Raw genomic sequence first — 13,290 nt, 5'->3', positions numbered from 1 at the left:
CACGTGGACGAATCCTTGATCATCGGCCATGATGAGGGGAATGACCGCTCCTTCCTTCGCGGGTCGCTACCGGATCGAGCAGATCATCGGGGTGGGCGGGTTCGCCACGGTTCATCTGGCACATGACGACGAGTTGCGCTCGCCCGTCGCGGTGAAGATACTCGCCGACAACTGGGCGCGGCAGTCCGACGTCCGCGAGCGGTTCCTGCAAGAGGCCAGGCTGCTGCGCAGGGCCGACTCCCACTGGCTGGTCCAGGTCTTCGACATCGGCGAACTCGACGACGGCAGACCCTACTTCGTGATGACCTACGCCGACCGGGGCACCCTGCACGAGCGCCTTTCCGGCGGGGCGCTCGCGGTGGAGGAGGCGCTGCGGGTCATCGGCGAGATCGCGCAGGGCGTGGCGGTGCTGCACGGCATCGGCGTGGTCCACCGTGACCTCAAGCCCTCCAACGTGCTGTTCCGCTCGCGGGCGCACGGCGGCGAGCGGGTGATGGTGGCCGACCTCGGCATCGCCCGGTCCACCGACCACCTGACCGGCCTCACGCTGCCCGCCGGGTCGCCCGGATACATGGCCCCGGAGCAACTCCACTTCGACGGCGCCCCGGACGCCCGCGCGGACGTACACGGGCTGGGCGCGCTGACCTACCACATGCTGACGGGCCAGGTGCCGGGCAGGCCGGAGGAGCGGGTGCCGCCGAGCGCGCTCCGGCCCGGCGTGCCGCCGGAGGTCGACGAGGCCGTGATGCGCGCCCTCGACCCCGACCGCGACCACCGCTGGCCCGACGCCGGCGCGTACCTCGCCGCCCTCCCCTCCTCCGGCGCCACGCCCCCGCCGACCCCCGTGCCCCTGGCCCCCGCTTCCGAAGACGACGGCCATGGGCAGGGGGCGGAGCCCGAGACGGGCGGCTCACCGAACCGGCGCAGGATGGTGCTGGGGGGCGGTGCCGCGGTCGCCGCGCTGGCGGTGGCCGCCGCGGTCGCCGTCAGCGTGAGCGGCCAGGAGGGGCCGGGGACGGCGGGTGGGCCCGCGCCCGCGACGCCCACCGCCACCAGGGGCGAGGCCGTGGGCGACCCGACGGGCCGCTGGCTGCGGCTGGACTCCGACATTCCGAAGGAGTACCGCTCGCTGATCGTGCAGGCCGGCACGTACTGCGCGCAGCCCGGTCTGAGTCCCCCGCTGATCGCGGCCATGCTGAAGGCGGAGTCCGGCTTCGACCCCGCCCTCACCGACCACCGGGCCGACGAGTACGGCATCGCCCGCTGGACCCCCGGCGTGCTGTGGCACTGGCAGCCCGGCGGCCTGCAGAGCCCCAAGCCCTCCCCGCCGCTCGGCCCGGAGCTCTCGATCCTTTCCATGGGCCGTTTCATGTGCGGCCTCGGCCCCAAGATCAAGGACATCCCCGGCGACCCGGCGCTCAACCTGGCCGGGCTGTTCCGCAGTGGCGTCGATCCGATGCACCGCGACAACGGGGTGCCGGAGCGGTGGCGGGAGTACCTCGGCAAGGTCGCGAAGTACATGGACGACTACCGGCCGCGCTGACCCTCCCGGCGGCCGGCCGGCCTCACCGGGGGCGGGCCGCGTGTTGCGCGAGGGCGCTCAGGCCGTAGACCACGCCGCCGGCCAGGTCGCCGCCGCTGAAGGCGGTGGCCATGGACAGGGCGATCGCCTGGCAGCGCGCGTCGGGCAGTCGCCTGCGGGCGCGGGCGCCGGTGACGATCTCCAGCCCGCGGCCGGCGGGATCGACGAACAGGAGCACCGCGCCGGCCGCCTCCTCGCCCAGCGCGGCGTGCAGCCGCTCGGCGTAGTCGCGGTGCCCGGCGGGGGCCGGGCCGATGTAGACGGCGAACCGCAGGCCCGTACGCCGCTCCGCCTGCCGTACGGCCTGGCGGACGTCGTCGGCCTGGGGCATGGACAACCGGCGCATCACGATCACCAGCCTCCCGAGGCCCCGCCGCAGGCCCGGCCGGGCTCGGCCGCCCCCGCGAGCGCGGGCCAGTCATGATCCGGGACGTCGATCCAGGCCGGACGCCGATCCAGCAGCACCACCCCGGAGTCGCTCACCCCGTGCTCGCCGCCGCCCGGCCCGCCGAACCACACCGGGCCATCGGGCGCTCCCCTGGCGTCCCGCGCGCCCATCGCCTTGGCGGACAGCAGCACCACCAGCGAGATCACGATGAACACGACCGATGAGATCCCGATGAGGGGGCCCAGTACCCCGATCGCGCCGTCCATCCGTTGAACGTAACCGTCCGGCGCGGGCGCGTCCACGCGTTAGGATCACGATTCGGTGGCCGCCGTCGCCGGGCGGAGCGTGCCCGGGCTCCGGAGTTGTCTAGAGAGGATAGGGATAGATACCCGGTTTTCGGCATGGCGAAGCAGGTGAAGGCAGCCACAAAAGTGTGAACCAGGGAAGACTAGGCAACCTATCAGCGACTCGGCTACGGTGAGTTACGTGGATCTCGGCCAAGTTCCAGAAGACGGTCACACACAGTCACCAATTTGGGTGAGTGACCGGCCGGCACAGTCGTCGGCTCGCCCCACCGCGGCCCCCTCGACGTTCGCTCCGATCGAGCGCGCGTCGTTGCGCAGTCTGCTGCAGGAGCCGAAGTACCGGCCGCTGAGGCGCCGAGCGCTGATCGCGCTCCTCGGCGGCATTCTGCTCGGCGTCCTGCTGTCCGACTGGCGTGCGGGAGTCACCGGTGCGGTGGTCGCGGCGATCGCCGACACCGTCTATCGCGCGCGATCGGCCTCCTCCGTGCCCGCGTGGCGACGGCCCTCCGTCGCCGAGCGCCGCACGGAAGCCCAGCTCAAGAAGCTTGAGCGAAGCGGCTATCGCACACTGCACGCCCGTGCCATCCCCGGCAGCGAAGCGCAGATCGATCATCTGGTCATCGGTCCTACCGGGGTGTACGCGGTCGACTCGGAGAAATGGGACAAGCGGCTGCCCGTCCGCGTCCAGTCGGGCAAGAAGCTCTTCCACGGACCGTTCACCCAGAAGCCGCGCCTTGTCGAGGCGGCGTGGGAGGCGGCCCAGGCCAGCCAGCTGATCGGCGAGAAGCTGGGCAGGGAGCTGGTCGTGGTGCCGTCGCTGGCCATTTATGGTCCGGCCATTCCATGGAAGATCCTCACAATCCGCGACGTCGACGTCTTCGAGGGCAGCCGGGTGCGCCGGTGGATCACCAAGAGGGAGCACTCGCTCACCGACGAGGAGATCGGGAAGATCTACGAAGCGGCCACCGAGGTGCTGCCACCGCGCTACGCGGAGAGCTGACCCGGCGGCGGCCCGCCCGTCTTCCCGCCCTGCCGTACGGCGAGGCATGCCGGGGCCTTGGCGCGCGGGGTGCGCACCTGCGCCCGGCGCGTGCGGGCGCCAGGAGGCACTTGTCGTGTGCCCTGACGTATATGCGGTGGTATGTCTGTGCAGCGACGACGTCAAGTCCGTCCGACGCGTGGACATGACGTCTCATGCACCGGGCGCACGCCGTACCATTTGAAGACTCGCCTGTTTTCTCGCAGGTTCGTCTTCGATGGGAGATGCGTCATGCCTCCGCTGAGGTCGCGAACGGTCACACACGGCAGGAACATGGCCGGTGCCCGGGCCCTGCTCCGGGCGACCGGCGTAGCGGGCGGCGACTTCGGCAAGCCCATCGTCGCGGTGGCCAACAGCTTCACCCAGTTCGTCCCCGGCCACGTCCACCTGCGCGAGGTCGGCGACGTCGTGGCCGGCGCGGTCAGGGAGGCGGGCGCGATCCCGCGCGAGTTCAACACCATCGCGGTCGATGACGGCATCGCCATGGGCCACGGCGGCATGCTCTACTCGCTGCCCAGCCGGGAGCTGATCGCGGACGCGGTCGAGTACATGGTCAACGCGCACTGCGCCGACGCGCTGATCTGCGTGTCCAACTGCGACAAGATCACCCCGGGGATGCTGCTGGCCGCGTTCCGGCTCAACATCCCGACCGTGTTCGTGTCCGGCGGGCCGATGGAGGCCGGCAAGACCCCCGGCCGCAAGCTCGACCTCATCGACCCGATGATCGCCGCCGCCGACGACTCGGTCTCCGACGAGGAGTTGCAGGAGCTGGAGGAGAACGCCTGCCCGACCTGCGGGTCGTGCAGCGGCATGTTCACCGCCAACTCGATGAACTGCCTGGCCGAGGCGATCGGCCTGGCCCTGCCCGGCAACGGCACCACGCTGGCCACGCACGCCGCGCGGCGCGGGCTGTTCGAGCGGGCCGGCCATGCCGTGGTGGACCTCGCGCGCCGCTACTACGAGCGCGACGACGAGACCGCGCTGCCGCGCGCGATCGCCACGCGCGAGGCCTTCGAGAACGCGATGGCGCTCGACGTCGCGATGGGCGGCTCCACCAACACGATCCTGCACCTGCTCGCGGCGGCCAGGGAGGCCGAGGTCGACTTCGGCCTCAAGGAGATCAACGAGCTGTCGCTGCGGGTGCCCTGCCTGTGCAAGGTCGCCCCCGCCACCGCGAAGTACCACGTCGAAGACGTCCATCGGGCCGGGGGCATCCCGGCCATCCTGGGCGAGCTCGACCGCGCCGGGTTGCTGCACCGTGACGTGCCGACCATCTCGGCCGCCACGCTCGGCGACTACATCGAGGCATGGGACCCGATGTCGCCGTCGGTGCTGCCCGAGGCCATGGAGCTGTGGCACGCGGCCCCCGGCAACGTCCGCACGGTCAAGCCCTACTCCCAGGAGGCCCGCTGGGACTCGCTCGACCTGGACCGCGCGGAGGGCTGCGTGCGCGACCTCGAACACGCCTACACCCGCGACGGCGGGCTGGCCGTGCTGCACGGCAACCTGGCCCTGGACGGCGCGGTGGTGAAGACGGCGGGCGTCGATGAGTCGATCTGGAAATTCTCCGGGCCGGCGGTGGTCTTCGAGTCACAGGAGGACGCGGTGGACGGCATCCTCAACAACCGGGTCAAGGCCGGCGACGTCGTGGTCATCCGCTACGAGGGCCCCAAGGGCGGCCCCGGCATGCAGGAGATGCTCTACCCGACGTCGTTCCTGAAGGGCAAGGGCCTCGGCAAGGTCTGCGCGCTGGTCACCGACGGCCGCTTCTCCGGCGGCACGTCGGGCCTGTCCATCGGGCACGCCTCCCCGGAGGCGGCGGAGGGCGGCGTCATCGCGCTGGTCGAGGACGGCGACACGATCGACATCGACATCCCCTCCCGCACGCTGGAGCTCAAGGTCCCCGAGGGCGTGCTGGCGGCCCGGCGCGAGCGGCTGCTCGCCGAGCGGCAGGGATACCGCCCGCACGACCGGCGGCGTCCGGTCAGCGTGGCGCTTCAGGCGTACGCGGCGCTCACCACTTCGGCCTCCACCGGAGCATCGCGCGACCTCACCCAACTCTCCAGGTGAACGGGCCCCTACCGACGCTGTGTTCGAAAAATGTCGGTAGGGGATCGTAAAATGTGGGTATGACAAACGTCATGGAGGCCCCTTCTCGCAGTCTGAATGCCGCCGAGATCGCTGCGCTCGCCCTCTCGCTCGCGCACCTGGGCGCCGGGCCGCAGTCGACGACCGCACGGCGCGGCCTGCGCCATGCGTTCGACCACCTCGACGTCGATGATGACGTCGTCGCCGCCACCCTCGCCACCCTGACGACCCCCCTGCCCGCCGACACCGCGGCCAGGGCAAAGCTGATCGCCGACGCCATCACGGGCAGGCACGTGGTCCGGCTCCACTACCGCGACGCGGGCGACCGCGTCTCGGTCAGGGAGGTCGATCCGGTCACGTGCCTCGTCCACCGCGACCACTGGTACCTGGTGGGCATGTGCCGGCTTCGGCGGGCCATCCGCGCCTTCCGCTTCGACCGGATCATCGCCGTCGAGCCCACCGGCCTCCCCGCCCGCCCCCACCTCGCCGACCGCTTCCTCCCCTTCCAACGCCGCCCCCGCAAAGCCGCCTGACCCCACCCGGGCCCGCCCCCGCGCGGGCCCCGCCCCACTCAGGCCAGAGGCCAGGACTACCGCTCACCGGGGCCCGTGAGCGGGTCAGAAACAGCCACCACCGAGGCTCAAAACCGAGACGCCCGCCACAGAGCGCGGTTTCGCAGGGGATCGGGCGCAGGCCGGGAGCAGCAGCCGTCGGGCTTGAGACCGGGGGCGGCTGTCGCGGGAGCAGGTTGCTACAGGAACAGCAGCCACGCCGGGGCTCAGAACCGAGGCGCATTTCGCAGGGCTCCAGCACGAGTCAGAAGCAGCCGCCGGGGCTCAGAACCGGGGTGCCGTCAGGGCGGGGCCGTCGTAGGGGCCGGGGCGCGGGTCAGGAGCAGGCGCTGCCGGGGCTCGTGATCGGGGGCGCGGCGGCACCGGATGGCCTTCCATCCGGATCACGGTCGCCCCGTCCGGGGGGAATCGGGGTCGCCGTCTCGGGAGACGTGGCGGTGGCGTGCCGGGCGACGGCGTGGCACCACTCGGTCTCGGCCGAGCGCCGCCACATGGGGCCATCCGGTAGGCCGCAGGACTCCTGCTCCGCCGGCACGGGGCAGGCTGTTAGGAGCAGCAGCCTCCGCCGCAGCAGCCTCCGCCGGCGCCTGGGGTGGGGGCCGAGGTGCCGGAGGTGCCGGTCACGGCGACGGTGGACAGGAGCTTGACGGTGTCGTCGTGGCCGTGGGGGCAACGGGCCGGGTCGCCTGCCTGCGCCATAGGCCGGGACATCTCGAACGTGCTCCCGCAGGCACGGCACCGATACTCATAACGCGGCATGCCTGGATGCTATCGCACCACCGCCGCCCCGGCGCGGGCACCGGCCCCGGGGCGGGGCCGGTGTGCGCGTCCAGGCCGGGCCGTCAGGCGGCGTTCTCCGAAAGGTAGGGCGCCCACTGCGGGTCACCGATCAGCTTGGCGCCGATCAGCCGCCAATGGGCGCCTCGTGGCACCACCGGGGCGACCCGAAGGTTCCACCCCAGTTCCTCCAACATCTTGTCGGCCTTGCGATGGTTGCACCCCATGCAGGACGCCACGCAGTTCTCCCACGTGTGCGTGCCGCCCCGCGAGCGCGGGATGACGTGGTCGATGGTCTCGGCCCGCTGCCCGCAGTAGGCGCAGCGGTAGTCGTCGCGGCGCATCAGCGCCGCCCGGGTGAGCGGAATCCGTGACCGATAGGGGATACGGACATATCTCTTGAGCCTGATGACCGACGGCACGTCCACCGTACGACTGGCGGAACGCAGTACGGCTCCCCGTCCATCACGATGCACGACGTCGGCCTTCTCCCGCAGCACCAAGACCACCGCGCGGTGCAGCGAGAGAGTGGTAAGCGGCTCGAAAGTGGCGTTGAGCAGTAAGACCTGGCGCATCAGCGGGCCCTTCTCGCTGTGCGCGGCATGTCAAGGGCCGTACCGCAGCACGACCCGCGTTGTGGCCCACTTTCTTGGGGCCCGGTTACTTCCGTCACATGGACCTCCGCCGGACGGCCCAGCGGATGGTCACCACGGCACCGTCCTCCACCCAGTCTGGCGTTTCACTCCGCTCCCCCGCCACCCCATAACAGCAGGCGCGAATGTCAGGAGAGTCACCTGATCCGTTTTATCCCCGCGCGGACCCCTCTTTACTCCGTCCACAATGCGGCGGACGGATGGGTTCGCCACCATCAGCGATCATGAGCGGCTTGTGTCCCTGGAGGAATGTAGTGTTCGATCCATGACGCCAATGCCGTACCCACCCGCACGCCGCGACGACCAGGCCGAGGAGCTGCACGGCATCAGGGTCCCCGATCCCTACAGGTGGCTGGAGGACCCCGATGACCCGGCCACCAAGGAATGGCTGGACGCACAGCAGGCGCTGTTCACCGCGACCCTTGACTCGCGCCCCGCATTCCGCGATCGGATCGCCGAGCTGCTGCGTTCTGGGTCCGTCGGCGTGCCCGTATGGCGGGGGAAGCGCAGTTTCTTCATGCGCCGCACGCCCGATCAGGAGCACTCCGTCCTGTACACCGTCGATCCCGACGGCACCGAACGCGTGCTGATCGACCCCATGGCGCTCGACCCCTCCGGCCTCACCACGCTCGACTCCTGGCAACCGGACAAGGAGGGCCGGCTGCTCGCCTACCAGATCTCGGTGGGCGGCGATGAGGAGTCCAACGTCTACGTGCTGGACATCGGGTCCGGCGACCGGATCGACGGCCCGATCGACCGCTGCCGCTACTCGCCGATCGCCTGGCTGCCCGGCGGCGAGGCGTTCTACTACGTGCGCAGGCTCCCGGCCTCGGCGGTCCCCGCGGGCGAGGATCAGTACCACCGCCGCGTCTTCCTGCACCAGGTGGGCGCGCCGAGCGACGAGGACGTCGAGATCTTCGGGCACGGCATGGAGAAGACCAACTACTACGGCGTCGGCGTCTCACGGGACGGCCGGTGGCTGACGATCTCGGCGTCCAGGGGCACCGCGCCCCGCAACGACCTGTGGGTGGCCGACCTCGCGGCCTCCCCGCCTGAGAGTCCCGCGCTGGTCACCGTGCAGGAGGGCGTGGACGCGCAGACGTCGCTGCACTTCGGCCGGGACGGCAGGCTCTACGTCTTCACCGACCGCGACGCCCCGCGCGGCCGGGTGTGCGTGACCGATCCGCAGCGGCCGGGCCACGAGCACTGGCGCGACCTCATCGCCGAAGACCCCGAGGCGGTGCTGTCCGACTACGCCATCCTGGACGAGCTCGGCTCCCCGGTCATGCTGGTCGGCTGGACCAGGCACGCGATCAGCGAGATCACCGTCCACGACCTCGCCACCGGCGCGAAGACCGGCGATGTGCCGACCCCGGGGCTCGGTACGATCGGGGGGATCATCGAGCGCCCGGAGGGCGGCCACGAGGCGTGGTTCAGCTACACCGACAACACCACGCCGCCCACCATCCAGCGCTACGACGCGCGCACCGGCCAGACCACCCTGTGGGCGTCCTCGCCGGGGGCGGTGGAGGTCCCGGCCGTCAAGACCGAGCAGGTCGTCTACACCTCGGCCGACGGCACCGAGGTCCACATGCTGGTGATCTCGCGCCCGGACACCACCAGCCCGCGCCCCACGATCCTGTACGGCTACGGCGGCTTCGGCATCTCCATGACGCCGGGCTACTCGGCGAGCATCCTGACGTGGGTGGAGGCGGGCGGCGTCTACGCCATCGCGCAGCTACGCGGCGGCGGCGAGCAGGGTGAGGAGTGGCACCGGGCGGGCATGCTGGCCGGCAAGCCGCGCGTCTACGAGGACCTGCACGCCGCCGCCGAGCATCTGATCGCCACCGGCGTCACCACCTCGGCCACGCTCGGCATCTCCGGGGGCTCCAACGGCGGTCTGCTGGTCGGCGCGGCCCTCACCCAGCGGCCCGACCTCTACGCGGCGGTGGTCTGCTCGGCCCCGCTGCTGGACATGATCCGCTATGAGCGGTTCGGGCTGGGCGCGACCTGGAACGTCGAGTACGGCTCGGCCGACGTCGCCGAGGAGTTCGCCTGGCTGTGGTCCTACTCTCCCTACCACCACGTGCGCGAGGGGGTCTCCTACCCGGCGACGCTGTTCTCGGTGTTCGCGTCCGACACGCGGGTGCATCCGATGCACGCGTGGAAGATGTGCGCGGCGCTACAGCACGCCCAGGCCGACCCGGCACGGCCGGTCCTGCTGCGCAACGAGACCGAGGTCGGGCACGGGGCGCGGGCGGTCAGCAAGTCGGTCGATCTCGCGGCCGACCAGCTCAGTTTCCTGGCCGAGCACACCGGGCTGCGCGAGGGCTAGCGCATGCCCGCGCCGGACGGGCTGACCGCGCTGGAGGGCACGCCGGGGCCGGCGCTGCGCCCCTACGTCACGCAGTTCACCGCCTACCGGGAGGACCACCCGGTGCCGCTGCATCGCAGGCAGCCGCCGTTCGGCGGGGTGGTGCTGATCCTCGGCTTCACCGAACGGCTGGGCCTGCGCGACCCGCGCAGGCCCGGCTCGCCGTACCGGCTCGCGTCGTTCACCGCCGGCCTGGCCGACACCTACACCGACATGGTGACCCAGGGCAGCGCCGAGGGCGTGCAGGTCAACCTGACCCCGGTCGGGGCCAGGCGGATCTTCGGCGTGCCGATGAGCGAGCTGGCCAACCGGTTCGTCCCGATCGACGACGTGCTCGGCCGATGGGGCACCGAGCTGGTCGAGCGGCTGGCGGACGCCCCCCACTGGCCCGTACGCCTGGCGCTGCTCGACCGGCTGCTCACCCGCCGCCTGGCCGAGGCCCCCGAGACGGGCCCGCAGATCCCGTGGGCGTGGGGCCGGCTGCTCGCCACCCACGGCACGACAGGCGTCGGCGAGCTGGCCGACCGGCTGGGCTGGAGTCACCGTCACCTGGTGTCGCGGTTTCGAGACCAGGTCGGCCTGTCGCCCAAGACCGCCGCCCGCGTGCTGCGCTTCGATCACGCGCTGCGCCTGCTCATGTCCACCGCCGGGCCGGGGGCCTCGCTGGCCGAGGTCGCGGCCACGGCCGGATATTTCGACCAGGCGCACATGAACCGCGATTTCCGCGCGATGGCCGGGTCGGCTCCGGCGCGCCTGCTCGCGACCTACCGGGCGGGCGGCTTCGCCGTCCCGGAGGCGGACGTGCGGGGGCTGCCGGTCAGATGTGCGCGATGATCTGGCGTACCGGGTGGCCGAGGGTTTCGGCGAACGTGGCCAGCTCGTCGTCGGTGAAGGGCTCCCGCACGGTGTTCCAGATGGCGATCTCGAAGCGGGCGAATCCGCACGGCCAGTGGTAGTTCAGCGCGTCGAGCGTCGAGGCGGCGCCGCAGCAGGGCAGCTCGGCCGCCAGGGTGTCGAAGCCGCGCGTGGCGTGGGCCTCCGCCAGGCCGGTCCACCACCCGGGGTCGAGCATGTCCGAGCAGTGCGGGCAGGTGATCCACTCCAGGTACGCCCCGCAGTCGACGAGGTTGGGCCGGTCGTGCCAGTTGACCTGGATCTCCGGGGCGAGCCCTCCGCGTCTGCCGGGCGCGAGGGCGCCGGCGAGCGCCGCGGCGCGGTCGGCGGCGGCCCGCTCGGGCTGCCAGTAGGGGTCGGTCGGGATGACCGACAGGACGTCATCGCTCATGGGGGTCACCTGATCCGGGTCTCGTCCGCGCCTTGGCCCGACGATGTTACCGAAGTGAGGGGTCGCACAATGTTCGTTACAGGCACTAGGGTTGGTGATAAGCCTTAACGTCCGAAGGGAGGGGTGCGGCAATGACCGAGTCCCCGACATCTCCCCGCGAGCGGTACCGCTCACAGGTCCGCGCGGAGATCAAGGAGCGCGCCTGGGAGCAGATCGCCACCGCGGGGGCGTCCGCGCTCTCCCTCAACGCCATCGCCAAGCAGATGGGGATGAGCGGCCCGGCGCTCTACCGCTACTTCGCCGGCCGCGACGACCTGATCACCGAGCTGATCAGGGACGCCTACCGCAGCCTGGCCGACACCGTCCAGGCCACCGCCACGGACGGCCCCGACCTCACCGCCATCGGCCACGCGATCCGCCGCTGGGCGCTCGACGACCCCCACCGCTACCTGCTCATCTACGGCACGCCCATCCCCGGCTACCACGCGCCGGACGACATCACCGGCATCGCCAACGAGATCATGATGGTGCTGCTCGCCGCCTGCCGCCCCATAGTGCAGGGCGACTCCCCCGGCGCTCCCACGGGGGGCGGGTGGTCCGAGCCGACTCCGGCGATGCGGCTGGCGCTGAGTTTCTGGACGCGCGTCCACGGCGTGCTCTCCCTGGAGCTGGCCGGGCACTTCACCGGGATGAAGCTCGACCCGGCCCGCCTGTTCGAGACCGAACTGGGCAGCCTGGCACACCCCTGACCCACGGCGTTCCGGCAGGCAGAGGTCAGATTTTTCCAAGCCGGACCACCCTGAGGCGGGCCATCGTGGGGAAGGACACAGGCAAGCACGAAAGGGGAGCGGCACGATGCGCACGATCTACGCGCTGGCGCGCAGCGAAGATCCGGGGGCGACCGTCGACTGGCTGGTGAACGTGATCGGCTTTTCGGCCCACTCGGTGGCGAAGGGAGATGACGGCCAGATCTCGCACGCCGAGCTGGTGCTCGGCGATGACATGATCATGGTCGGGCAGGGCAGGCCGGGCGGCCCGGGGATCTACATCGCGGTGGACGACCCGGACGCGCACCACGACCGGGTGGCGGCGGCCGGTACGGAGATCACCCTGAAGCCCACCGACCAGCCATACGGCTCGCGGGAGTACGCCTGCAAGGACCCCGGCGGCAACGACTGGTACTTCGGCACCTACCGCCCCTGAACAGGGCGGCGAGATCAGCGGGGTTCAGCGGGTTCAGCGGGGGAAGATGACGGTCTTGTGGCCGTCCAGCAGGATGCGCTGCTCGGCGTGCCAGCGGACGGCCTTCGCCAGCGCCTGGCACTCCAGGTCGCGGCCGATGGCGGCCAGGTCGTCCGGCGAGTGGGTGTGGTTCACCCGGGCGACCTCCTGCTCGATGATCGGCCCCTCGTCCAGGTCGGGCGTCACGTAGTGGGCGGTCGCGCCGATCAGCTTCACCCCGCGCGAGTACGCCTGGTGGTACGGCTTGGCCCCCTTGAACGACGGCAGGAAGGAGTGGTGGATGTTGATCACCTGCCCGGCCAGCTTCCCGCAGAGGTCCTCCGACAGCACCTGCATGTACCGGGCCAGCACCACCATGTCCGCCTGGTAGTGCTCGACCAGTGTGAGGATCTCCGCCTCCTGCCGCGGCTTGGTCTCCGGCGTGACCGGCAGGTGGTGGTAGTCGATCCCATAGGACTGGGTGAGCGGGCGCAGGTCGGGATGGTTGGAGGCCACCGCGACGATCTCGATGTCCAGCAGCCCGGACCGCACCCGGTAGAGCAGGTCGTTCAGGCAGTGCCCGAGCTTGCTGACCAGGACCAGGGCCTTCGGCTTGACCCCCAGGTCACGGAGCCTGATCTCCATCCCGAACTCCGGCGCGAGCGCCGCGAACGCCGTGCGCAGCTCGTCGTCCGGCAGGTCCGACAGGAACTGCACGCGCATGAAGAAGCGGTCGGCGACGCGGTCGCCGTACTGCTGGCTCTCGGTGATGTTGCAACCGCGCCCCGCCAGCAGCCCGGACACCGCCGCCACCACCCCGGGGCGGTCCGGGCACGACAGGGTCAGCACGTACTCCGCGGTCATCGTCCGCTCCTCCCGGGTTCCGGGCAGAGTTTACGGTGCTCAGCGGGGGAACGCGGCCGGTCCCCCGCCCGATCGGAGAAATCACCCCGTTTTCGGGTAGAACCGCGGCTAGAAACCGCTTGCGCCGCCGAAGGGGGACGCT

The 13,290-nt window shown here is 71.2% G+C and carries 14 protein-coding genes; 8 read left to right on the top strand and 6 right to left on the bottom strand.

Going from position 1 to position 13,290, the window contains the following annotated elements; genetic code table 11:
• Nucleotides 1–40 precede the first annotated feature (40 nt).
• A complete protein-coding gene (locus ACH34R_RS25525; RefSeq protein WP_397564038.1) occupies nt 41–1,543 on the top strand; it encodes a serine/threonine-protein kinase in 1,503 nt (500 codons plus the stop codon).
• 22 nt (nt 1,544–1,565) lie between these two features.
• Here the strand turns inward: ACH34R_RS25525 and ACH34R_RS25520 are convergent, their stop codons facing one another.
• Both ACH34R_RS25520 and ACH34R_RS25515 read right to left on the bottom strand, forming a co-directional pair.
• Entirely contained in the window at nt 1,566–1,928 is a 363-nt protein-coding gene (locus ACH34R_RS25520; protein WP_397564077.1) for a DUF5130 family protein, read from the bottom strand.
• A gap of 5 nt (nt 1,929–1,933) precedes the next feature.
• Nucleotides 1,934–2,236, bottom strand: a complete 303-nt coding sequence (locus ACH34R_RS25515; RefSeq protein ID WP_397564037.1) for a hypothetical protein — start codon at nt 2,234–2,236, stop codon at nt 1,934–1,936.
• Nucleotides 2,237–2,507: 271 nt separating this feature from the next.
• Between ACH34R_RS25515 and ACH34R_RS25510 the strand changes: the two genes are divergently transcribed.
• The 3 genes from ACH34R_RS25510 (at nt 2,508) to ACH34R_RS25500 (ending at nt 5,935) form a co-directional block, all read left to right on the top strand.
• Nucleotides 2,508–3,275 carry a nuclease-related domain-containing protein gene (locus ACH34R_RS25510; protein ID WP_397564036.1) on the top strand — a complete coding sequence of 256 codons (768 nt, stop codon included), beginning with the start codon at nt 2,508–2,510 and terminating at the stop codon, nt 3,273–3,275.
• 270 nt (nt 3,276–3,545) lie between these two features.
• The gene (gene ilvD / locus ACH34R_RS25505; RefSeq protein ID WP_397564035.1) at nt 3,546–5,384 is read left to right on the top strand and encodes a dihydroxy-acid dehydratase; all 1,839 of its coding nucleotides are present in this window, start codon (nt 3,546–3,548) and stop codon (nt 5,382–5,384) included.
• A gap of 59 nt (nt 5,385–5,443) precedes the next feature.
• Nucleotides 5,444–5,935 (top strand): helix-turn-helix transcriptional regulator, encoded by a 492-nt coding sequence (locus tag ACH34R_RS25500; protein WP_397564034.1) that lies wholly within the window; start codon nt 5,444–5,446, stop codon nt 5,933–5,935.
• 585 nt (nt 5,936–6,520) lie between these two features.
• On the opposite strand, the gene ACH34R_RS25495 is transcribed toward ACH34R_RS25500, so the two are convergent.
• Nucleotides 6,521–6,733: a zinc ribbon domain-containing protein gene (locus tag ACH34R_RS25495; RefSeq protein ID WP_397564033.1), complete on the bottom strand. Its 213-nt coding sequence runs from the start codon at nt 6,731–6,733 to the stop codon at nt 6,521–6,523.
• An 83-nt stretch (nt 6,734–6,816) separates the two neighbouring features.
• A complete protein-coding gene (locus ACH34R_RS25490; protein WP_397564032.1) occupies nt 6,817–7,326 on the bottom strand; it encodes an HNH endonuclease in 510 nt (169 codons plus the stop codon).
• Nucleotides 7,327–7,669: 343 nt separating this feature from the next.
• Here ACH34R_RS25490 and ACH34R_RS25485 point away from each other — a divergent pair, with 343 nt between their 5' ends.
• On the top strand, nt 7,670–9,739 hold the full coding sequence (locus tag ACH34R_RS25485) for a prolyl oligopeptidase family protein (RefSeq protein WP_397564031.1): 2,070 nt from the start codon (nt 7,670–7,672) through the stop codon (nt 9,737–9,739).
• 3 nt (nt 9,740–9,742) lie between these two features.
• Nucleotides 9,743–10,612: a helix-turn-helix domain-containing protein gene (locus tag ACH34R_RS25480; RefSeq protein ID WP_397564030.1), complete on the top strand. Its 870-nt coding sequence runs from the start codon at nt 9,743–9,745 to the stop codon at nt 10,610–10,612.
• On the opposite strand, the gene ACH34R_RS25475 is transcribed toward ACH34R_RS25480, so the two are convergent.
• Nucleotides 10,596–11,063: a hypothetical protein gene (locus tag ACH34R_RS25475; RefSeq protein ID WP_397564029.1), complete on the bottom strand. Its 468-nt coding sequence runs from the start codon at nt 11,061–11,063 to the stop codon at nt 10,596–10,598. The genes ACH34R_RS25480 and ACH34R_RS25475 overlap by 17 nt on opposite strands.
• A 131-nt stretch (nt 11,064–11,194) precedes the next feature.
• On the opposite strand from ACH34R_RS25475, the gene ACH34R_RS25470 reads away from it, so the two are divergent.
• Together ACH34R_RS25470 and ACH34R_RS25465 are read left to right on the top strand one after the other, a co-directional pair.
• Entirely contained in the window at nt 11,195–11,812 is a 618-nt protein-coding gene (locus tag ACH34R_RS25470; RefSeq protein WP_397564028.1) for a WHG domain-containing protein, read from the top strand.
• Nucleotides 11,813–11,918: 106 nt separating this feature from the next.
• Entirely contained in the window at nt 11,919–12,266 is a 348-nt protein-coding gene (locus ACH34R_RS25465; protein ID WP_397564027.1) for a VOC family protein, read from the top strand.
• 33 nt (nt 12,267–12,299) lie between these two features.
• On the opposite strand, the gene purU is transcribed toward ACH34R_RS25465, so the two are convergent.
• Nucleotides 12,300–13,148, bottom strand: a complete 849-nt coding sequence (purU, locus tag ACH34R_RS25460) for a formyltetrahydrofolate deformylase (RefSeq protein WP_397564026.1) — start codon at nt 13,146–13,148, stop codon at nt 12,300–12,302.
• Between the last annotated feature and the right edge of the window lie 142 nt (nt 13,149–13,290).

Origin of the sequence: Spongiactinospora sp. 9N601 (assembly GCF_044326295.1) — a bacterium.
GTDB classification, from domain to species: domain Bacteria; phylum Actinomycetota; class Actinomycetes; order Streptosporangiales; family Streptosporangiaceae; genus Spongiactinospora; species Spongiactinospora gelatinilytica.
Note: the sequence above shows the minus strand (reverse complement) of the source record. Positions and strands in the feature narration are given on the sequence as shown.

Excerpts from the sequence above, each read along its gene's own strand:
- ilvD (WP_397564035.1), top strand. The coding sequence starts at position 3,546 with ATGCCTCCGCTGAGGTCGCGAACGGTCACACACGGCAGGAACATGGCC.
- ACH34R_RS25520 (WP_397564077.1), bottom strand. The coding sequence starts at position 1,928 with ATGCGCCGGTTGTCCATGCCCCAGGCCGACGACGTCCGCCAGGCCGTA.
- ACH34R_RS25480 (WP_397564030.1), top strand. The coding sequence starts at position 9,743 with ATGCCCGCGCCGGACGGGCTGACCGCGCTGGAGGGCACGCCGGGGCCG.
- purU (WP_397564026.1), bottom strand. The coding sequence starts at position 13,148 with ATGACCGCGGAGTACGTGCTGACCCTGTCGTGCCCGGACCGCCCCGGG.
- ACH34R_RS25500 (WP_397564034.1), top strand. The coding sequence starts at position 5,444 with ATGACAAACGTCATGGAGGCCCCTTCTCGCAGTCTGAATGCCGCCGAG.
- ACH34R_RS25525 (WP_397564038.1), top strand. The coding sequence starts at position 41 with ATGACCGCTCCTTCCTTCGCGGGTCGCTACCGGATCGAGCAGATCATC.
- ACH34R_RS25495 (WP_397564033.1), bottom strand. The coding sequence starts at position 6,733 with ATGCCGCGTTATGAGTATCGGTGCCGTGCCTGCGGGAGCACGTTCGAG.
- ACH34R_RS25470 (WP_397564028.1), top strand. The coding sequence starts at position 11,195 with ATGACCGAGTCCCCGACATCTCCCCGCGAGCGGTACCGCTCACAGGTC.
- ACH34R_RS25485 (WP_397564031.1), top strand. The coding sequence starts at position 7,670 with ATGACGCCAATGCCGTACCCACCCGCACGCCGCGACGACCAGGCCGAG.
- ACH34R_RS25475 (WP_397564029.1), bottom strand. The coding sequence starts at position 11,063 with ATGAGCGATGACGTCCTGTCGGTCATCCCGACCGACCCCTACTGGCAG.
- ACH34R_RS25465 (WP_397564027.1), top strand. The coding sequence starts at position 11,919 with ATGCGCACGATCTACGCGCTGGCGCGCAGCGAAGATCCGGGGGCGACC.
- ACH34R_RS25490 (WP_397564032.1), bottom strand. The coding sequence starts at position 7,326 with ATGCGCCAGGTCTTACTGCTCAACGCCACTTTCGAGCCGCTTACCACT.
- ACH34R_RS25515 (WP_397564037.1), bottom strand. The coding sequence starts at position 2,236 with ATGGACGGCGCGATCGGGGTACTGGGCCCCCTCATCGGGATCTCATCG.